This window comes from Microbispora hainanensis (assembly GCF_006874475.1).
Lineage (GTDB): Bacteria > Actinomycetota > Actinomycetes > Streptosporangiales > Streptosporangiaceae > Microbispora > Microbispora hainanensis.
In genome coordinates, this window is the sequence record NZ_VIRM01000005.1 from 129,006 (window position 1) to 148,795 (window position 19,790).

20 protein-coding genes are annotated in these 19,790 nt (G+C 72.3%); 14 read left to right on the forward strand and 6 right to left on the reverse strand.

Features of this window, described 5'->3' with window-relative positions:
• The first annotated feature begins 58 nt into the window (after positions 1-58).
• Entirely contained in the window at positions 59-1,249 is a 1,191-nt protein-coding gene (locus FLX08_RS06135; RefSeq protein WP_142617210.1) for an ArsB/NhaD family transporter, read from the forward strand.
• 39 nt (positions 1,250-1,288) lie between these two features.
• On the opposite strand, the gene FLX08_RS06140 is transcribed toward FLX08_RS06135, so the two are convergent.
• Positions 1,289-1,693, reverse strand: a complete 405-nt coding sequence (locus tag FLX08_RS06140; RefSeq protein ID WP_142617211.1) for a winged helix-turn-helix transcriptional regulator — start codon at positions 1,691-1,693, stop codon at positions 1,289-1,291.
• 109 nt (positions 1,694-1,802) lie between these two features.
• Here FLX08_RS06140 and FLX08_RS06145 point away from each other — a divergent pair, with 109 nt between their 5' ends.
• The 6 genes from FLX08_RS06145 to FLX08_RS06170 all read left to right on the forward strand — a co-directional run bounded on the left by FLX08_RS06145 (position 1,803) and on the right by FLX08_RS06170 (position 7,212).
• Positions 1,803-2,648, forward strand: a complete 846-nt coding sequence (locus FLX08_RS06145; protein WP_142617212.1) for an NAD(P)H-binding protein — start codon at positions 1,803-1,805, stop codon at positions 2,646-2,648.
• Positions 2,649-2,803: 155 nt separating this feature from the next.
• A complete protein-coding gene (locus FLX08_RS06150; protein ID WP_244312446.1) occupies positions 2,804-3,391 on the forward strand; it encodes a biotin transporter BioY in 588 nt (195 codons plus the stop codon).
• 7 nt (positions 3,392-3,398) lie between these two features.
• Positions 3,399-4,775 (forward strand): AMP-binding protein, encoded by a 1,377-nt coding sequence (locus FLX08_RS06155; RefSeq protein ID WP_142617214.1) that lies wholly within the window; start codon positions 3,399-3,401, stop codon positions 4,773-4,775.
• A 14-nt stretch (positions 4,776-4,789) separates the two neighbouring features.
• Complete coding sequence (locus FLX08_RS06160; protein WP_142617215.1) at positions 4,790-5,935, forward strand: thiolase family protein; 1,146 nt, start codon at positions 4,790-4,792, stop codon at positions 5,933-5,935.
• Positions 5,936-6,610, forward strand: a complete 675-nt coding sequence (locus FLX08_RS06165; protein ID WP_142617216.1) for an energy-coupling factor ABC transporter ATP-binding protein — start codon at positions 5,936-5,938, stop codon at positions 6,608-6,610.
• Positions 6,607-7,212, forward strand: a complete 606-nt coding sequence (locus tag FLX08_RS06170; protein WP_142617217.1) for an energy-coupling factor transporter transmembrane component T family protein — start codon at positions 6,607-6,609, stop codon at positions 7,210-7,212. Before FLX08_RS06165 ends, FLX08_RS06170 begins: the two co-directional genes overlap by 4 nt.
• Before the next feature lie 91 nt (positions 7,213-7,303).
• Here the strand turns inward: FLX08_RS06170 and FLX08_RS06175 are convergent, their stop codons facing one another.
• From FLX08_RS06175 to FLX08_RS06185, 3 genes are read right to left on the reverse strand one after another with little or no spacing between them, the layout of a single operon-like run.
• A complete protein-coding gene (locus FLX08_RS06175; RefSeq protein ID WP_142617218.1) occupies positions 7,304-8,146 on the reverse strand; it encodes an inositol monophosphatase family protein in 843 nt (280 codons plus the stop codon).
• Positions 8,119-8,781 (reverse strand): hypothetical protein, encoded by a 663-nt coding sequence (locus FLX08_RS06180; protein ID WP_142617219.1) that lies wholly within the window; start codon positions 8,779-8,781, stop codon positions 8,119-8,121. Before FLX08_RS06180 ends, FLX08_RS06175 begins: the two co-directional genes overlap by 28 nt.
• Complete coding sequence (locus FLX08_RS06185) at positions 8,778-9,815, reverse strand: hypothetical protein (RefSeq protein ID WP_142617220.1); 1,038 nt, start codon at positions 9,813-9,815, stop codon at positions 8,778-8,780. Before FLX08_RS06185 ends, FLX08_RS06180 begins: the two co-directional genes overlap by 4 nt.
• Positions 9,816-10,054: 239 nt before the next feature.
• Between FLX08_RS06185 and uvrB the strand changes: the two genes are divergently transcribed.
• From uvrB to FLX08_RS06215, 6 genes are all read left to right on the forward strand, one after another.
• Positions 10,055-12,166, forward strand: a complete 2,112-nt coding sequence (uvrB, locus tag FLX08_RS06190) for an excinuclease ABC subunit UvrB (protein WP_142617221.1) — start codon at positions 10,055-10,057, stop codon at positions 12,164-12,166.
• A gap of 507 nt (positions 12,167-12,673) precedes the next feature.
• Positions 12,674-13,213 (forward strand): hypothetical protein, encoded by a 540-nt coding sequence (locus tag FLX08_RS06195; protein WP_142617222.1) that lies wholly within the window; start codon positions 12,674-12,676, stop codon positions 13,211-13,213.
• Positions 13,214-13,412: 199 nt separating this feature from the next.
• Positions 13,413-13,895, forward strand: coding sequence for an RrF2 family transcriptional regulator (locus tag FLX08_RS06200; RefSeq protein ID WP_142617223.1), 483 nt, complete (start codon positions 13,413-13,415; stop codon positions 13,893-13,895).
• A gap of 51 nt (positions 13,896-13,946) precedes the next feature.
• Positions 13,947-15,242, forward strand: coding sequence for a sensor histidine kinase (locus FLX08_RS06205; protein ID WP_142617224.1), 1,296 nt, complete (start codon positions 13,947-13,949; stop codon positions 15,240-15,242).
• 57 nt (positions 15,243-15,299) lie between these two features.
• Positions 15,300-15,755, forward strand: coding sequence for a hypothetical protein (locus FLX08_RS06210; protein WP_142617225.1), 456 nt, complete (start codon positions 15,300-15,302; stop codon positions 15,753-15,755).
• 171 nt (positions 15,756-15,926) lie between these two features.
• A complete protein-coding gene (locus FLX08_RS06215) occupies positions 15,927-16,532 on the forward strand; it encodes a DUF4126 domain-containing protein (protein WP_142617226.1) in 606 nt (201 codons plus the stop codon).
• A 47-nt stretch (positions 16,533-16,579) separates the two neighbouring features.
• On the opposite strand, the gene FLX08_RS06220 is transcribed toward FLX08_RS06215, so the two are convergent.
• On the reverse strand, positions 16,580-17,158 hold the full coding sequence (locus FLX08_RS06220) for a Uma2 family endonuclease (protein ID WP_142617227.1): 579 nt from the start codon (positions 17,156-17,158) through the stop codon (positions 16,580-16,582).
• 106 nt (positions 17,159-17,264) lie between these two features.
• Entirely contained in the window at positions 17,265-17,960 is a 696-nt protein-coding gene (locus FLX08_RS06225; RefSeq protein WP_142617228.1) for an acyltransferase, read from the reverse strand.
• 156 nt (positions 17,961-18,116) lie between these two features.
• Here FLX08_RS06225 and FLX08_RS06230 point away from each other — a divergent pair, with 156 nt between their 5' ends.
• Positions 18,117-19,787 (forward strand): CTP synthase, encoded by a 1,671-nt coding sequence (locus tag FLX08_RS06230; protein WP_142617229.1) that lies wholly within the window; start codon positions 18,117-18,119, stop codon positions 19,785-19,787.
• Positions 19,788-19,790 lie beyond the last annotated feature (3 nt).

Here is a 19,790-nt window from a genome sequence, read left to right on the forward strand (position 1 = left end):
GCCACCGTCGGTTTGGAGGGGTTCGATCATCCTGGGGCCGCCGATATAAGGTGTGCGCGTGGCGACCGGGCTGCGGCGATTGAGCGTTCTCGACTGGATCAGGTTCGGGCTGCTCGCGGCGGGCCTGGTCTTCGTGGCCACCGGCCTGCTGCCGGCCGAGGAGGCCAGGGCCAGCGTCGAACGCATCGCCCCTCTGCTGCTGTTCCTCGGCGCGGTGATCGTGCTGGCGGAGCTGACCAAGGAGGCGCAGGTCTTCGACGTCATCGCGACCCGCCTCGCGATCGTCGGCCGGGGGAGCTACGCCGCTCTCTTCTTCCTCTGCACGGCCTTCGCCTCGCTGGTCACGATCGTCTTGAACCTGGACACGACGGCCGTCCTGCTGACGCCGGTCATGCTGGCCCTGGCGCCGCGCGCGAAGATCGCGCCGCTGCCGCTGGTGATGACCACGGTCTGGCTGGCCAACACCGCGAGCCTGCTGCTGCCGGTCTCCAATCTCACGAACCTCCTCGCCATGAACCGGGTCGCGCTGACCACGCAGGAGTTCGCCGCGCGCATGTGGCTGCCCCAGGCCGCGTCGATCGCGGTGACGATGGCGTTCCTGTGGGCGTTCTACTGGCGGCGCGGCGAGCGGGGCGAGGACCGCTACGTGCCGCCGCCTCCGGTGCCGGTGGCCGACCGGGTGCTGTTCGGCGTCGCGGGGGTGGCGTGCCTGCTGTTCATCGCCGCGATCCTGGCCGGCGTGGAGATCGGCGTGGCGGCCCTCGTCGCGGCGGTCGGGGTGGTCGCCGCCTTCGCCTGGCGCGACCGGGCCAAGCTCGTGTGGGCGCTGATCCCCTGGCGGCTGCTCGTCTTCGTCACCGGGCTGTTCCTCGTGGTCCCGACGCTCAGCCGCCTCGGCCTGGCCGACGTGATGCGCGCGATCGTCGGCCTGGGCGGCGACGGGGACGGCGCCTACCGCGCGGCCGCCGCCGGGGCCGCGCTGTCCAACGTGCTCAACAACCTCCCGGCGTACGTCGCGGGCGAGCAGGTGATCCCCGCGGCCAACCACACGCAGCTGCTGTCGCTGCTCGCCGGCACCAACCTGGGCCCGGTGATCACGCCCTGGGGCTCGCTCGCGACGCTGCTGTGGTTCGAATGGTGCCGGCGCGGAGACGTGCGGGTGCCGCTGGCCAAGTTCGTCGCCACCGGCGCGGGACTCGCCGTGATCGGCCTCGCCGCGACGGTGACCGTCCTGATCCTCACCGCCTGAGGCGTCACTGCGGCCGGGGCGGGTCCCGGCGCTCGCGGATCACGCCCTCGGGCCGTCGTACTGTCGCCGTGCCCGTTCGACGTGCTCGAGGTTGGCCGCGCCCCACTCGGCGATCTGTGCGAAGAGGGGCGAGAGCGTGCGGCCGAGCTCGCTGATCTCGTATTCGACGCGTGGCGGCACCTCGGGATGGTAGGTGCGGACGACCAGGCCGTCGCGCTCCAGCTGGCGCAGGCGCTGGGTGAGCACCTTGGGGGTGATGTTCTCGATGCGCCGCTCCAGCTCGACGAACCGCTGGCGTCCGAAGGCATGGAGCGACCAGAGGATGGGCGAGGTCCACCGGCTGAACACGATGTCGACGACCGGGGAGATCGGGCAGGCGAGTTCGGGGTCGGCCGCGGCATCGGCGCTGGCATCGGTCGCGGGCCGGCTCGTCTCGGTCGTCATGGCTCGCACCCCTCTGAGGTAGTTACTTTCCTCTAGGTACCTACTATACCGACGGTGTTAGCGTCGGCCGTCATCGCGAGAAACCACAGAGAAGGACGCAGGAGTCACCATGATCGTGGTTACGGGTGCGACCGGGAATGTCGGTCGTTCGCTGGTGCGCGCCTTGGCGGAGGCCGGGGAGCGGCTGACGGCGGTGTCGAGGGGGACGGCCCCGCTGGACCTGCCGAGGGGGATCAGGCACGTGCGGGCCGACCTGGCCGCGCCGGAGACCCTGCGGCCCGCCCTCGACGGTGCCGAGGCCCTGTTCCTGCACGACGGCGGCACGGGCGGCGTCGGGCTCGACCCGAGAGCCATCCTGGACGTGGCCGGAGCCGCCGGGGTCCGGCGGGTGGTGCTGCTCTCCTCGCAAGGCGTGGTGACCAGGCCGGAGTCGCAGTCGCACGGCGGTGTCATGCGGGCGGCCGAGGAAGCGGTGCGCGAGTCGGGCCTGGCCTGGACGATCCTGCGGCCCGGCGTCTTCGCGTCCAACGCCTATGCCTGGGCGGAGTCGGTGCGCGCCGAGCGGACGGTCGCCGCGCCGTTCGGCGACGTCGGGATCCCGGTGATCGACCCGGCGGACATCGCGGAGGTCGCGGCCGTGGCCCTGCGCGGGGACGAACACGTGGGTCACGCCTATGTGTTGAACGGGCCGGCGGCCGTCACGCCCCGGCAGCAGGCCGAGGCGATCGGCGCGGCCCTCGGGGAGCCCGTGCGTTTCGTGGAGCTGACCCGGGCCGAGGCGCACGCGGTGATGGCCGCGTTCATACCGGAACCGGCCGTGCAGACCTCGCTGGCCGTCCTCGGCGAGCCCAACGCGGCCGAACTACGGCTCAGCCCGGACGTCGAGCACGTGCTGGGCCGGGCGCCCCGCTCGTTCGCCGAGTGGGCCCACCGCAACGTCGATGCCTTCCGGTGAACCGTGACACGGTCGCCCCGGTGCTCCGGGCACGGGCGGCCGGCGGCTATGGGCGGTGCTGAGAACGACACGGCGAAAACTTGTCGGAATCCTCATTCGCCGCACGGAGGGTCTTGGTATGGGATCGATCCGTGACAGATGAACAGAGTCCGCATGTGCGGCGCTTTCCCGCGGCCGACATCGCCAGGGTGAGCGTCTTCGCCGCGTTGATCGCCGTGCTCGGCATGCCGGGCGCGCTGAACATCTTCGGCGACGCGGTGCCGATCACGTTGCAGACGCTCGGCGTCATGCTCGCCGGGGCGATCCTCGGCACGTGGCGGTCCGCCCTCGCCGTCGTGGTCCTGCTCGTGCTGGTCGCCGCGGGGCTGCCCCTGCTGGCGGGCGGACGCGGCGGGCTCGGCGTCTTCACCGGGCCCTCGGCCGGCTTCCTGATCGGCTGGCTTCCCGGCGCGGCCGTGACCGGTTGGATCGTCGAACGCGGCGGGCGCACGCCGTCCACGGTGCGGCTGGTGGCCGCCTGCCTGGCCGGCGGCGTCGGCGTGGTCTACCTGTTCGGCATCCCCGTGCAGGCCCTGGTCACCGGGCTGTCCCTGGGCAAGACGGCGCTGCTCAGCGCCGCCTTCCTGCCCGGTGACCTGGCCAAGGCGGTGCTCGCCTCGATCGTGGCGCGGGGCACCCAGCGGGCCTATCCCGACGCGGTCCCCGCGGTGCACCGCGAGCGGCTGCGAGCGGGCGGGCGGTGACGCGCCCGTGCCGGTAGCCGCCCAGGTCCTGCGGCACGCCTCCGCCGACCCCGGCCGGATCGCGGTGTCCGGCCCCCGAGGCGACCTCGGCTACGCCGAACTCGCCGCCCGGGCCGGTCGTGCCGCCCGCGCCCTGGCCGACCAGGGCATCGGGCGCGGCGCGCTCGTCGCGGTCGCCCAGGCCGACCCGGTGGCCCTGCTCGTCGCCGTGCTCGCCGCCGACCTGGCGGGAGCCACGCCGCTGCTGTGCGACCCCGCCTGGAGCGAGGAACGGCGGGCGCAGGTCATGGCCGCGGTGCCGGTCGCCGCCCGCTTCGACGACCCGCTGCCGGAGGCGGACGGCCCGCCCGCGGAGCACCGCCCCGCGCCGGACGACCTCACCTGGGCCTGCTTCAGCTCCGGCAGCACCGGCAGGCCCCGCGCCGTGGTGCGCGGCCGGGCCTCGTGGACCGCGTCGTTCGCCCACCTGGACGCGCTGACCGGGATCGGCCCGGACGACGTCGTGCTGATCCCCGGCCCGCTGGTCTCCTCCCTGTACGGCTTCGCCGCCGTGCACACGCTTGCCGCGGGGGCGACGGCCGTGGTGCCCGGCCGATGGTCACCCGGCGGGCTGGCGGAGCAGGTGCGGCGGGCCACCGCGATTCACGTGGTGCCCCACCGCCTGCCTGCCGTACTGGACGCCCTGGAGGCGGCCGGAGGGCCGCTGCGTACCGCCGTGGTCGGCGGGGCCGCCCTCGACGTGGCCGCCAGGACCCGGGCGGCGGCGGCCGGAGTGCGTGTGGTGTCCTATTACGGCGCGACCGAGCTGTCGTTCGTCGCCGTGGACGCCGACGGCGCCGGGCTGCGGCCGTTCCCCGGCGTGGAGATCGACGTCAGGGTGCCGCCCGGACAGGCTCTGGGCGAGGTGTGGGTGCGCTCCCCGTGGCTCTGCGAGGGTTACCTGGCCGGTGCGACCGGCCCGCTGCGCAGCGACGACGGCGGCTGGATGACCGTCGGCGACCTGGCGGAGCCGCACCGGCCCGGTGAGGTCCTGCGGCTGCGCGGCCGGGGCGACGGCGCGATCCAGACCGGCGGCGCCACGGTGGTGCCTGAGGACGTCGAGGAGGTGCTGAGGAAGGTGCCGGGAGTGGACGACGTGGTCGTGGTCGGCACGCCGCACCCCTACCTCGGCGCCGTGGTCACCGCAGTCGTGGAGGGGGCCGCCGACGTGGCGAGGGACGCGCTGGAGGCGGCGGCGCGGGCCGAGCTCGACCCGGCGCAGCGGCCCCGGCGCTGGTATGCCGCGGCGTCCCTGCCCCGGACCCCTGCGGGCAAGCCGGCCCGCGGTCTCCTCGCCACCCGTCTGGCGGCCGGCGACGACCCCGGCCTGAGGCGGCTCACCTGACATGGACGAGTGACATGGATGAGCACGCGGTCGTCGTGGCGGCCCGCCGCACTCCCATCGGCACCGCCGGGCACGCGTTCCGGAGCCTGACGGCCGAGCGGCTCGCCGCGCCGGTCATCGAGGCGGTCGCCCGCGACGTGGCGCATCTCGGCGTCCCGGTGGACGACGTGGTGCTGGGCAACTGCACCGGGCCCGGAGGCAACCTCGCCCGGGTCTGCGCGCTGGCCGCGGGGACGGGGCACGAGGTGCCCGGCGTCACCGTCGACCGGCAGTGCGGCAGCGGGCTCGCCGCGATCCTGCTGGCCGCCCAGGCGGTGCGCTGCGGCGACGCGGACCTCGTCGTCGCCGGTGGCGTCGAGAGCGCCTCCACCGCGCCGCTGCGGGTTCGCCGGCGGGAGGGCGAGCCGGACGTGCCGTACGAGCGGGCGCCGTTCGCCCCGGAGGGGCACCCCGACCCGGACATGGGCCCGGCCGCCGAGGCGCTCGCCGCCGCGCGCGGCGTCACCAGGGAACGCCAGGACGCGTACGCCTGCCGCAGCCACGCGCGGGCGCTGGCCGCGCGGGAGGCCGGCCGCTTCGCCCGCGAGATCGTCCCGATCGGCGGGCGCGCGGACGACCAGCGCCCGCGCGTGCTGCGGCCGGAGTCGCTGGCCCGGCTGCCCGCCGCGTTCGTGCCGGGCGGTACGGTGACGGCCGGCAACTCCTCCCCCGTGAGCGACGGTGCGGCGGCCGTCGCGGTCGTGCCCGAGCGGCTGCGCGCCGCGGCGGGCCTGCCCGGCCTGCGGCTGCTGGCGGGCGCCGTCGCCGGCTGCGACCCCGCGCTGCCCGGGTGGGGACCCGTGCCCGCCGTACGGCGGGTGCTGCGGCGAACCGGAACGGACCTGGAGAAGGTGGCGGCGGTGGAGATCGTGGAGGCGTTCGCGGCGCAGGTGCTCGCGGTCACCGACGCGCTCGGCCTCGATCCCCTGGGCGCCGACTCCGGGCGGGTGTGCGCCGACGGCGGCGCGCTCGCCCTCGGCCACCCCTGGGGCGCGAGCGGAGCGGTGGTGGTGACCCGGTTGTTCAGCAGGCTTCTGGGAGCGCCGCCGGGGACCCTGGGCCTCGCGGCGGTCGCGGTCGGCGGCGGTCTCGGGATCGCCGCCCTGTTCGAGGTGGTGTGAGTGATCCGGCTGGAGGACGTCCATGTGCGGCTCGGGCAGCGCGAGGTGTTGCGCGGCGTCACGGCCTCGCTGACCGAGCGCCGCGTGGGCGTGGTCGGGGCCAACGGCTCGGGCAAGAGCACGCTCGCCCGCCTCGTCAACGGCCTGGTCCTGCCGACCTCGGGCACGGTCACGGTGTCCGGGCTCGACACCCGCCGTCACGCGGCCCGGATCAGGCGCGGCGTGGGGTTCCTGTTCACCGACCCGGACGCCCAGATCGTGATGCCCACGGTTGCCGAGGACGTGGCCTTCTCGCTGCGCCGCAAGGGACTGCGGCGCGAGGAGGTCGAGCGCCGGGTGCGGGAGGTCCTGGAGAGGTACGGCCTGGGGGAGCACGCCGACCACCCCGCGCATCACCTGTCCGGCGGCCAGAAGCAGCTGCTCGCCCTCTGCTCGGTGCTGGTGCTCGAACCGGAGATCCTGGTCATGGACGAGCCGACCACGCTGCTCGACCTGCGCCACTCCAGGCAGGTCGCCGCGCTGCTGCGGACGCTTCCGCAGCAGGTGGTCGTGGTGACCCACGATCTTCCGCTGCTGGAGGACTTCGACCGCGTGCTCGTGATCGACGAGGGGCGGATCGTCGCCGACGCCGAGCCCGCCGCCGCGATCGCCCACTACAGGAAGATGATGGCGTGAGCGGGCTCACCGGCGCCTACGTGCCCGGCGATTCGCTCCTGCACCGGCTGCCCGCCGGGGTCAAGCTCGCCGGGCTCGCCGTGTCCTGCACCGCGCTCCTGCTGCTGCGCGGGCCCGCGGCGCTCGCGGGGGCCGCGGCCGTCGTCGTGCTGCTGTACGCCGTCTCCGGGGTCGGGCTCGCCGCCGCCTGGGCGCAGGTGCGGCCCGTCCGCTGGTTCGCCGTGGCCCTGTTCGGCGTGCAGCTGGTGTTCGCGGACCTGCCCACGGCGGCGTCCTCGACGCTGCGGGTCGTGCTCGCCGTCGCCCTGGCCGGGCTGGTCACGCTCACCACGCGCACCGGCGCCGTCATGGCCGCTCTGGAGCGCTGTCTCGCTCCCGCCAGGTTCGCCGGTCTCGATCCGTTCCGCCTGTCGCTGCTGCTGTCGCTCACGCTGCGGAGCGTGCCGGTGATCGCGGATCTGGTCACCCGGGTGCGGGAGGCCCAGCGCGCCAGAGGGGTCGAGCGGAGCCCGCGCGCCTTCGCCGTCCCGCTGGTGGTGGGCGCCCTGCGGCACGCCGACGCGCTGGGCGAGGCGCTCGCCGCACGCGGTCTCGACGACTGAAGAGCCTCGACGGCTTTCCTGCGTCGGTGGCGGGCCGGAGCGGGGTGGTGGCCGGTCAGAGCAGGGCGGCGGGCCAGACCGCTGCGGCAGGTCAGAGCGGCGGCAGGGCGGGCGCCAGGCGGCGGGCCTCGGCGACCAGGTCGAGCAGGTCCCCGACGAGGCGTGGCGGCGCGGCCACGAAGCTGCGGTCCTCGGCCGGGCCCTCGGCGGACGCCTCGAAAGGCCCGCCGTCGAGCCCAACGATCTCCACACCCGCCTCCCGCGCGATGAGAGCCCCGGCGGGCAGGTCGAGCCCCTCCGCGCGGTAGCCGATCATGCCGTCGATGTCGCCCCGCGCGAGCATGGCCCAGCACAGCAGCGGCGCCCAGAGCTGGAGCACCCGCCGGGCGCGGGCGTCCATCGTCATCTTCAGCGACCGCGCCGCCGGGTCCAGCCGGGAGACCCCGTGGCCCTGCGTCCAGGCCAGCACCGGCCCGTGCCGGAGGTCGCGCCGCGGCGGCCCGGTCAGCGGCCCCGCCGGCCCGTGGGCCCCCGCGCCGCTGACCGCCGACCAGGTGCGGCCGGAGAGCGGCTCGTGGACCACCCCGAGCACCGGGCGGCCGTCCGCGCACAACGCCAGGCCCACGACGTACGCGGGAAGGCCGATCGCCACGTTGTTCGTGCCGTCGAGCGGATCCACCAGCCAGGTCCATCCGCCCTCCGGACGGTCACCGCCGTGGACGCCCGACTCCTCGGCCACGATCCGGTGGGAGGGGAACTCCGCCCGGATGCGGTCGAGGATCAGCTTCTCGGCAGCCACGTCGAGGTCGGTCACGACGTCGCCCGACCCGCCCTTGTCGTGGACGGCGACCGCTCCCGGCGCGCTCTCGCGCAGCACGGACCCGGCGGCCAGGGCGGCCTCGACGGCTACCCGCCTGGCGTGTTCGAGGTCCACAGGCTCCTCCTGGCCAGCTCGGCGGCACGTGCGGTCTCGGCGTCGTCGAGGCGTTCCCGGCCGACGTGGTGGAGCGGCGTGGCGAGCGGCCCGAGCGACAGGTCGTTCAGGCCCGGCCGGCCACGACCGAGCGCCACGGTGGCGGCCTCGCCGTCCTCGGGGATGACACTGCTGTGGAAGGCGCCCGCGACGAGCGTGTAGGTGTCCCCGGCGCCGAACAGCTCGGCGCGTCCCGGGGCGTACGCCACGGTCCTCGGGGTGGGGCGGATGACGTCGCCCGACGGGGTGCTGACGACCTCGAAGACGCGGTGGGTGGGGGACCGGTCGGTGTCGGTCACCACGGCGTGGACGTTGCGCACCTGGCCGTACAGGACGTAACTGAGCAGGTCCCAGCTGTGGCTGTGGACCTGAGAGGTGGTGCTGCGGGCGCGCCGGGCGGCGGCGGTCCACACGTGCACGCACGCCCCGAGCTCTCCCTCGCGGACCAGCGGCAGGCAGAGGAATCCCAGCGGATGCCGCACCCCGCGCATCCCCGAGCCGCGCGAGCCACCCTCTGCGATCTCGCCGAGCACGCCGAGGGCCCACTCGCGGGCGCTCCCGCCGGCGAGCACGTCGAACACGTCCCCGTATCTCATGGCGCGTACGGATCCTTGGCGCGCAGCGCCTTGCGGGTGACCTCGACCACGTCGCGGTCGGTGAACGACTTGGGCAGGGCGAGGTCGACGCGCTCGAACAGCCTGCGGACCTCCTCGACGGTCGGCTCGTCGCTCAGCGGCACCGACCGGTAGCGGTCGATCGCCACGCGCCGGGCCTGCTCGAAGCTCGTGCGCAGCTCGGTGCCGCAGCTCTCGTAGAAGAACGAGCCGCTGAAGGCGATGATGGCCCGGTTGGGGTCCTCGGACGTCATGATCAGGGCGCGGCCCGACATGTCCCAGCGGAAGGTCGTCATGACCGGCGAGAGCCCCACCGCGATGTCGAGCAGGCCGTAGCGCTGGCGATACCAGAACGCGGCCAGGACGCTCGCGTACGACTCCTTCCTGGCCCGGTCGGTCGTCCACACCTCACCGGTGCCGTCGGGGCGGTCCGACAGCGACCTGCGGTAGTGCGCGTAGCTCTCGCACACCGCCTCGTCCGTCGGGTCGATGATCTCCAGGCGCACCGTGAGGTGCCGCTTCTCGCGCCGCGCGGCGGCCACGAACTCGGGCAGCGTGACCGCGCGCATATAGGTGCCGGTGCCGCCCTTGAACGTCCAGCGGTCGGTGCCCCGGCGGGCGTCCGCGTGCGCCTGCGCGATCTCGCGCTGACTGACCAGGACGCGGATGACCGACATGTCCTGCAGCGCCCTGCGGGTGCCCGCGACCAGGTCCTCCAGCTCGTCGAGGCGGTCGAGGCGCTCGGGCAGCCGCGCGAGGACGCCGGAGGTCGCGTGCATGGCCTCCTCGACGGGCTCCTGCCTGACGCGGTCGCGCAGCAGCGCGGTCGCGACGAGGGCCAGGACGACCAGAGTGGTGCCGCTGACGAGCTGCGTCTTCACCTCGTCGGAAATCAGGCGGTCGGGCAGCACGCCGAGCACACCCACCGCCACGGCCAGCACGAGGGCGATGGCCCCGTCGACGTTCTTGGCCGCCCAGGTGAGTGACCGGCCGACGGCACTCCGTAACCCCGCCATAGGTCAGCCCCGCCATCCCGTCAGTGTCGGCCCCGACTCGAATCGTAACGACAGGGTCATGGTCCGGCAAAGGGTCGGTCTGCCCGGGCGCGGCGGCGCGGAAGCGAGGGGCGGAGCGGGCGACGGGACCGGAATTGTCAGTCGGCACGCGTAGGTTATGGAGGTGAACCGGAGCGGGCCCGAGTGCTCTGTGCGGCCGCCCGCGCCGGTGGACGGGGCGAGTGAGGAGCTGAACGGCGATGACATCCATGATGGACCTGAACCGGAAGGTCGCGCCCTTCCAGGTCGTCACCGACATGACGCCGTCCGGCGACCAGCCCACGGCGATCGCGGAGCTGGAGCGCCGCGTCAGGGCGGGTGAGAAGGACACGGTCCTGCTCGGCGCGACCGGCACCGGCAAGACCGCGACGGTGGCGTGGCTCATCGAGCGGGTGCAACGGCCGACGCTGGTCATGCAGCCGAACAAGACGCTGGCCGCCCAGTTCGCCAACGAGCTGCGCGAGATGCTGCCGAACAACGCGGTCGAATACTTCGTGTCCTACTACGACTACTACCAGCCCGAGGCGTACGTCCCGCAGAGCGACACCTACATCGAGAAGGACTCCTCGATCAACGAGGAGGTCGAGCGGCTGCGCCACTCGGCGACCTGGTCGCTGGTGTCGCGCCGCGACGTGGTGGTGGTCGCCTCCGTCTCCTGCATCTACGGCCTGGGCACGCCGCAGGAGTACGTCGACCGGATGGTCGGGCTCAAGGTCGGCCAGCAGATCGAGCGCGACCAGCTGCTGCGGCGGCTGGTCGACATGCAGTACACGCGCAACGACCTGTCCTTCACCCGGGGCACCTTCCGGGTGCGCGGCGACACCGTCGAGGTCATCCCGGTCTACCAGGAGCTGGCCGTCCGCATCGAGATGTTCGGCGACGAGATCGAGAAGCTGGCGACGCTGCACCCGCTCACCGGCGAGGTCGTCGGCGAGGACGACGAGCTGCACATCTTCCCCGCCTCCCACTATGTGGCCGGTCCCGAGCGGATGGAGCGGGCCATCGCCGGCATCGAGGCCGAGCTGGTCGAGCGGCTCGCCGACCTGGAGCGGCAGGGCAAGCTGCTGGAGGCCCAGCGGCTGCGCATGCGCACCACCTATGACATCGAGATGATGCGCCAGGTCGGCACCTGCGCCGGGATCGAGAACTACTCGCGGCACATCGACGGCCGCGAGGCCGGCACCCCGCCGCACACGCTGCTCGACTTCTTCCCCGACGACTTCCTGCTCGTGCTGGACGAGTCGCACCAGACCGTCCCCCAGATCGGCGCGATGTACGAGGGTGACGCCTCGCGCAAGCGGACGCTGGTCGACCACGGGTTCCGCCTGCCGTCGGCCATGGACAACCGCCCGCTCAAGTGGGAGGAGTTCCTGGAGCGCATCGGCCAGACCGTCTACCTCTCCGCCACTCCGGGGCCGTACGAGCTGGGCCGGAGCAAGGGCGATGTGGTGGAGCAGGTCATCCGCCCCACCGGCCTGGTCGACCCCGAGGTGATCATCAAGCCGACCAAGGGCCAGATCGACGACCTCATGGAGGAGATCCGGGCCCGCGCGGAGCGGGACGAGCGGGTCCTGGTCACGACCCTCACCAAGAAGATGGCCGAGGACCTCACCGACTACCTGCTCGACAACGGCATCCGGGTCCGCTACCTGCACAGCGAGGTCGACACGCTGCGCCGCATCGAACTGCTGCGCGAGCTGCGCATGGGCGAGTTCGACGTCCTGGTCGGCATCAACCTGCTGCGTGAGGGCCTCGACCTGCCCGAGGTGTCGCTGGTGTCGATCCTCGACGCCGACAAGGAGGGCTTCCTGCGCTCGGAGACCTCGCTCATCCAGACGATCGGCCGCGCGGCCCGCAACGTGTCCGGCCAGGTCCACATGTACGCCGACAAGATCACGCCGAGCATGGAACGGGCGATCGAGGAGACCAACCGGCGCCGGGCCAAGCAGATCGCCTACAACGAGGCGCACGGCATCGACCCGCAGCCGCTGCGCAAGAAGATCGCCGACATTCTGGACAGCCTCGTCCGCGAGGACGCCGACACCGCGCAGCTTCTCGGCGGCGCCGGGCGGCAGCAGTCGCGCGGCAAGGCGCCGGTGCCGGGCCTCGCCTCCCGCGGCGCGGGCCAGCACGCGAAGGCGATCGCGGGGGAGATGCCGCGCGCCCAGCTGGAGTCGCTGATCGAGTCGCTGACCGAGCAGATGCACACCGCCGCCGCCGACCTGCAGTTCGAGGTGGCGGCCCGGCTGCGCGACGAGATCAAGGAGCTCAAGCGGGAGGTCCGCGACATGCGCGAGGCCGGCGTGAAGTAACGGCCCGGCGACCGCGCGATCATCCGCCCAGCGCCCCTCACCGCAGCGGGGGCGCATGACCGCGCCGTACTCGCCCGGGCACGTCGGCCCGAGGCGAGCCGCGGGGTTCAGCATGTAACCGCCGGGCCCGCGGCCGGCGCTGGTGATAAGGCAACCGGACGCCACCGTGCCGTCACCGCCTGGGCCCGCCGGCCCGGGCGAGGCGGCATCACCCGGTGCCCGGCCATGCGGCCGAATTTTTCCAATTCGGCGAATTCTGACAAATGATGCGCTAAAACCACTGATGGGCGAAGTATGGAAACCGGGCCGCGTTTCTGGTGTTCTTACTCCGGGGAAACGTCGCCGTGGATGTGGAAATGAGCGGGTGCAACGCCGGACGCGATTGACCTGGTCTGATGCCGGGAAGGCATTCGTCGGCGCGTGGATGAACGTTCACGCGTCGTGGGGGCGGCTTGTTCGAGCGGCTCCCGCCGGGCGAATCCGTTTGTGGCATATCGGGGAAAACAAATGCGTTCGACGACTTTCGCGTTCAGCTCCTACGCCTGCCTCGTGCTCACCGCCGGGTCGGTGACCGCTCTCCTCGCCGGTTGCGGCGAATTTCCGGCGCGATCGTACGCCGCGGTGCCGATGCATCGGCCGGTCGCGTTCGCTCCGCTGTCGCCAAGCGCCTCCGCGACGCCCGCACCGTCGACGGCGCCCAGCCCGTCGGCGACGCCGAGCGACCTCGCCGGGTGCCGGGACGGCGACTGCGAGGTGCGGGTGCGCGAGGGAGACCGCATTCCGATCGACCCGAGCCTGGGCGTGGACCAGATCACCGTCGTGGGCCTGCGGGGAAACGCCGCCAGGGTCTCCTTCACCGGCACCTCCACGGTCGTCGACGGCCTGGACATCACCATCAGCCGGACCTGCGACAACGACAACTGCAGGGTCAGGGGAGCGGTGACGATCACCACGAGCAGGCCGGGCCGCATCGGCGACGTCGCCCTGCGGCTCGCGCAGGTGGCGGGTGACACCGCCGTGCTGGTTCTGGAGCCCGCCAGCCGGTAGGACGACCGGCACCCACACCCCGGCTCCAAGGGCCGGCCGGAACCGGGATTTCTGGCCGCATCGTCGGCCGGGACGCCTTGCGAGGGCCCGCTCCACGAGCCCGATCGGCCCGCGCACGGTCCCGCGAACGGGTGGCTGCACCACTTCTGACCAGGCAAAATGTATGCCGATCAGAATCCTGGATGTGTAGTATCCAGGTATGCGGATGAGCGAAGGCGTCGAGTGGGCGATGCACTGTTGCCTGACGCTGGCATGGCTCGGCAACGAGGTGCCGGTTTCGACGGCGAAGCTCGCCGCGGGGTTCGAGCTGCCACCCGCATATCTCAACAAGCAGCTTCAGGCGCTGGCCAAGGCGGGGATCATGACGTCCACTCCGGGGGCGAGGGGCGGGTTCCGGCTGGCGCGGCCCCTGGAGGAGATCTCGGTCATGGACGTCGTGACGGCGATCGAAGGGCCTGCCGAGGCGTTCCAGTGCACGGAGATCCGGCGCCGCGGGGCCGGCGCGGCGAGGCCGGAGGCGCAGTTCCGCGTCCCGTGCGCGGTCTCGACCGCGATGCGCAAGGCCGAGATGGCGTGGCGGCGGATGCTGGCCGCGCAGACCCTGGCCGACGTGCAGGCCGCGGCGAACCGGCGTGCGCCGCAGGCGGGCGAGGTGATCCGGCGCTGGTATGAGCAGAACTGATCGTCCCGCGACGATGACCATCGCCGGAACCAGGGAGGGGGGTAACCGGATGTGAACCCGCATTCCATAAAAGCCCGCTCCACGATCGCCGCGGCAGGGCTCCTGCTGCTCGCTCTGGTCGTGGGAGGCGTCGGCCTCGACCTGGCGATCCGCTACAGAGTGCAGAGCGAAGTCTTCTTCTCGGCCGAGCAGGTCGCCGCGCGATGGAGCGCGGCGGCGCGCAACGGCGCCGTGCCGCGTCCGATCCCCACCACCAGCGACATCACCCTCGTCCAGTTCGTGAACGCCCGCGGAGAAGTCGTCGACTCCAGCATGCAGGCCGCGGGCATGCGGCCGCTCAGCACGCTGCGGCCTCCAGCGGACGATCGTCTCCAGAAGCGCACGGAGTGTTCCGCGCAGGGCCGGTGCATCATGCTCATGGCCAATCGGGTCACCCCCGCGCCGGACTCGCCGGTCGTCTACGCCGGCACGGCCCAGCCGTCCCTTCTGGCCACGCACAATCTGGAGTACGCCATCGCCGCGGGCGGCGTCCTGATCCTGGTTGCGGTGGCCTCGATGACATGGTGGGCGATGGGGCGGACCCTGCGCTCGGTCGAGCGGGAACGCCAGTTCGCCTCCACGACCTCCCATGAGCTCAGGACGCCGATCGCCGGTCTGCGGGCGCATTTGGAGGAGGCTCTCCTTTATCCCGACGACGTCGACCCGCGCGACACCATCCAGGGAGCCTTGCGGGCCACCGGCCGGCTTGAGGCGATCGTCGACGATCTGTTGCTGCTGACCCGGCTGCACGGCGCGGCCGCGGCGGAGCCGGAGTTGATAGAGCTCGGCACGCTGGTGACGGAGGAGGTGTCGGCCCTGGCCCCCACGATGCCGGTGTGCGTTCTGGCGGACGGCGATGTGCGCGTCTGCGGCTCGCGGATCCGGCTGGCCCGCGTGATCGGCAACCTCCTGAGCAACGCGCAGCGGCATGCGGTCAGCGCTGTCACGGTGACGGTCGACTCCGTCGGCGACCAGGCTGTCGTGGCGATCACCGACGACGGGGCGGGCGTCCCCCCGGCGGATCGCGAGCGTGTCTTCGAACTTTTCGTTCGCCTGGACGAGGGGCGTCGCCTGGACTCCGGAGGCAGCGGTCTCGGCCTCGCCATCTCCCGTGACATCGCCCGCGCCCACAACGGCACATTGCAGATCGAGGACTCGCCGGTAGGCGCCCGTTTCGTGCTGACGCTGCCATTGGCGGGGACGGCGGGAGCCTCGGCGGACCCGGCCGCCGAGCCCGGGCAGACCGCCGCCAAGCCTCGGAGGAACACCTGGTTCGAGCGCCCGCCGTCCACCGGAACCCGCCCATGAGCGAAGCGGACCGGTCGTGCCGTGGACATGCGGGAGCGTCCCCCGAGGAAGGTGATCATGCGAGCTGCGGTGGGCGACCCGCTGCGGCGGTGCCCGTCCTGCGGCTGCTGGGAGTACGGCGGTGCCCCCGATTGCCCGCGATGTGCGGGGCTGGTCGATGCCGTGTTCGACCGTCTCATCTGCGACCAGTGCAGCGGCCCGCTGGGCCGCCGGGCGGGGTGCCCGCGCTGCGACGTGGCACACGGCATGCGCTATGTCGCCAGGGAGACCGACCGTCCCGGGGTGCCACCGGGGAACGAGCACGCGATCCGGGTGAACGTCTCGGTGGTGCGGCGTCCCGAGGGCATCCCCGCCCCCAAGATGCTCGGCAGGCGCCTGCTCCTGCCCGCCATGCTGGCCGGTTTCCTTCCCATGACTGAGCAGGCCCAGCGCCTGGGCGCGCTGGTGAAGCGCGGCGCCCGCGCGGAGGACGTCGCCATGGCGATCGACGAACTCGCCGCGGCGCCAGGCTGACGGCGTCTCCCGGCGTCAGGGGGGCGAGGCGGCCACACCGGCGCGCGGCCGTGCCCGCTCACACGCGCCGGTGTCGCAGGCCCGATTCGCGGGAGCAATCGGGGACACGGCGCCGGGGCCGTCCGTTGACGGGGAAGGCGGGATCGTCCCGCCGGCCGGAGGAGGTGGCTGATGTTCGCGGCGCTCACCGGGCTCGGACTGTCGACCGCGGCCGGGCTCAACGCGTACATCCCGTTGCTGCTCGTCGGCGTGCTCGCGCGGGTCACCGACGCCGTGCGGCTGCCGGCCGAGTACGCCTGGCTGTCCGACACCTGGGTTCTCGCGATCATCGCCGTGCTCCTGGTCGCCGAGTTCGTCCTCGACAAGGTGCCCGTGGTCGACCACGTCAACGACATGATCCAGACGGCGGTGCGGCCCGCGTCGGGCGGGGTGGTCTTCAGCGCCACGGCGGCCGCGGCGGAGATCGACGATTCGGCGTGGATGGCGGAGCACCCGGCGGTCGGCTGGCTGCTGGGCATCGCCGTCGCATTGGTGGTGCACCTGATCAAGGCTTCGACGCGGCCGGTGGTGAACGCCACCACGGTAGGCGTGGGCGCGCCGGTCGTCAGCGCGGCCGAGGACGTGGGCTCGCTCGGCATGAGCCTGATCGCGATCTTCCTGCCGGTCCTGGTGGTGGCGGCGCTGGCCGTGCTGGCGTTCGTGGCCTGGCGGCTCGTCCGCAGGGTGCGGCGCTATCGGACCGCCCGCCGCGCCCGCGCCGCCGCGCCGCCCGGCTGACCGGGGGATGACGGCCCTCTCTCGCGGACGGCGCTGTTCAGCTCACGTCAGCCGATGAACGGGCTCAGGTCGAGGTCGATGTCCACGTCGAAGCCGGCGTAGGTCGCGAGGCGCTTGCGGTGGATCCCGGTCGGCACGTACGCCTTGACGCTCGGCTCCAGCTCGAACGTGTACGCGACCGCCTGCTCGTCCTCAGGCTCGATCCGCCAGAGGTACTTGATGCCGGCATTGGAATACTGGATCGGCTTCGTCACTCTGTCCCTGTCCGCCGATTCGGGCGACACCACCTCGACGACGAGATGGACGTTCTGCGGCTTGAAAGACGTCGTCTTAAGGTCGGGCAGCGCGCTGCGATCGACGATCATGAGGTCGGGTTCCGGCCGCTGCCGCAGACCCAGGGTGACGCTCATCTCGCGCACGACGCACAGGCCCGGAGGAGGCGAGAGCTCTCTCTCCAAGAGCCTCAGGACGAACATATGGAACGCCGTCTGGGGAGACCTCATGACGAGGGACCCATCGATCAGCTCGATGTGTGCGGGGGCGTCAGGGGGAAGATGGTCGAGCATGTCGGCCGTCCAGCCGCCCGGCGGACCGGGATAGAACCAGTCGGGGAGAGCCGTGGTCATCCCGTGTCCTCCTATCCCTTCATCGATTACTCGACATGACAATCCTGCCACGATCAGTAGTCGTGGGCGACTCGTTCTAGGGAGGCGGGCGAGCGCCGGCGTTCGGCTACGCCGTACGCGACTCGTGCTCGGACCGGGTGCGGGGATCGGCGGGCAGGGGAGAGGTGAGGCGGGCGGCCGAGGGGCTGTGCCAGCCGAGGTCGGGGGAGTGCCGCCGTACGATCTTCGCGGGGACGCCGGCGATGACCGAGTGGTCGGGGAACTCCCCGCGCACCACGGCGCCGCCCGCGACCACCGACTGGCGGCCGATGCGTGTTCCCGGCAGGATGATCGCCCCGGTCCCGATCCACGATCCCGAGCCGATGGAGACGGGCTTGTTGCGCGGCCACTGCCGTCCGATGGGCGTCTCGGGGTCGTCGTACACGTGGTTCTGGTCGGTGATGTAGACGTAGGGGCCGGTGAAGACGTCGTCGCCGATGTCGATCGATTGGTGGCCCACGATGTGGCTGCCCCTGCCGATCGAGCAGCCCCGGCCGATCCGCACGATCGAGCCGGGCCCGAGATCCACGCCCGGGCCCATGCCCGCCGAGATCGACACCCGCTCTCCGACGAGCGTGTGCGGGCCGATCTCGATCCACTGCTCGCCGAAGATCGCGCCCTGGGGGAAGGACAGGCACACTCCCTCGCCCATGCTGCGGAACCGGTAGCCGCCCGGGGCGGCCGGGCTGATCGCCGCGGCCTCCCGCACGTAGGTCCATCCCCGATGGACCAGACGGCCGACGGCGCGCTTCACGAACGACATAACGCGACAAGTTACCGTGGGGTCGGCCTGTCCGCTATGGAGGGTTAGTGCACGTGGCAAGCCCAATCTTGCCCGACGTTTGATATTCTGAGAGCCCGTGGGCATCGCGGCGTCCAATCCGGACGGCCGGATCGACATCGACCACGGGAGCTCTTCTTGCGCAGCGCCGCACAAACCAAGCATCTGTTCGTCACCGGCGGCGTCGCCTCCAGTCTCGGCAAGGGACTCACGGCCTCCAGCCTCGGTCGTCTCCTCAAGCTTCGCGGCCTCCGCGTCACCATGCAGAAGCTCGACCCCTACCTGAACGTCGACCCCGGCACGATGAACCCCTTCCAGCACGGCGAGGTGTTCGTCACCGACGACGGGGCCGAGACGGATCTCGACATCGGCCACTACGAGCGCTTCCTCGACACCGAGCTGCACGGCTCGGCCAACGTCACCACCGGCCAGGTCTACTCGAACGTCATCGCGAAGGAGCGCCGCGGCGAGTATCTGGGCGACACCGTCCAGGTCATCCCGCACATCACCAACGAGATCAAGGACCGCATCCGCAGCATGGCGGGCCCGGACGTCGACGTGGTCATCACCGAGGTCGGCGGCACGGTCGGCGACATCGAGTCGCTGCCGTTCCTGGAGGCCGTCCGGCAGGTCCGCCACGAGGTCGGCCGCGACAACGTCTTCTTCCTGCACGTCTCCCTGCTGCCGTACATCGGCCCGAGCGGGGAGCTGAAGACCAAGCCCACGCAGCACTCGGTCGCCGCGCTGCGCAGCATCGGCATCCAGCCCGACGCGATCGTCTGCCGCTCGGACCGGCCGATCACCACCTCGCTCAAGCGCAAGATCAGCCTGATGTGCGACGTGGACGAGGACGCCGTGGTCTCCGCCGTCGACGCCGCCTCGATCTACGACATCCCGAAGGTCCTGCACGCCGAGGGACTCGACGCATACGTGGTGCGCCGGCTCGGCCTGCCGTTCCGCGACGTGGAGTGGACCGAGTGGGACCAGCTCCTGCGGCGGGTCCACCGGCCCGCCAAGGAGGTCACGATCGCGCTGGTCGGCAAGTACATCGACCTGCCCGACGCGTACCTGTCGGTCACCGAGGCGCTGCGCGCGGGCGGCTTCGCCAACGACGCGCGCGTCAACATCCGCTGGGTCAAGAGCGACGACTGCGAGACCCCCGAGGGCGCGGCCCGCGAGCTGGACGGCGTCGACGGCGTGCTGGTCCCCGGCGGCTTCGGCGTGCGCGGCATCGAGGGCAAGGTCGGCGCCGTACGGCATGCCCGCGAGCAGCGCGTCCCCCTGCTCGGCATCTGCCTCGGCATGCAGTGCATGGTCATCGACGCGGCCCGCAACCTGGCCGGGATCGAGGACGCCGACAGCACCGAGTTCGACCCGGAGACGATCAACCCGGTCATCTCGACCATGGCCGACCAGAAGGACGTCGTCGCCGGTGATCGCGACATGGGCGGCACCATGCGGCTCGGCCTCTACCCGGCCAAGCTCGTGGACGGCTCGCTGGCCCGCCGCCTGTACGGCAAGGCCAAGGTGGAGGAGCGCCACCGGCACCGCTACGAGGTGAACAACTCCTACCGGGAGCGGCTGGAGAAGGTCGGCATGGTGTTCTCCGGCCTGTCGCCCGACGGCCGCCTCGTCGAGTACGCCGAGCTCGCCACCGACCAGCACCCGTTCTTCATCGGCACGCAGGCCCACCCGGAGTTCCGCTCCCGCCCGACCCGGTCGCACCCCCTGTTCAAGGGGCTCGTCGGGGCCGCCCTGGAGTACGCGGGCCGGCGCGAGAACGTCGCGAAGGCGGGGCGGGCCAAGTGACGG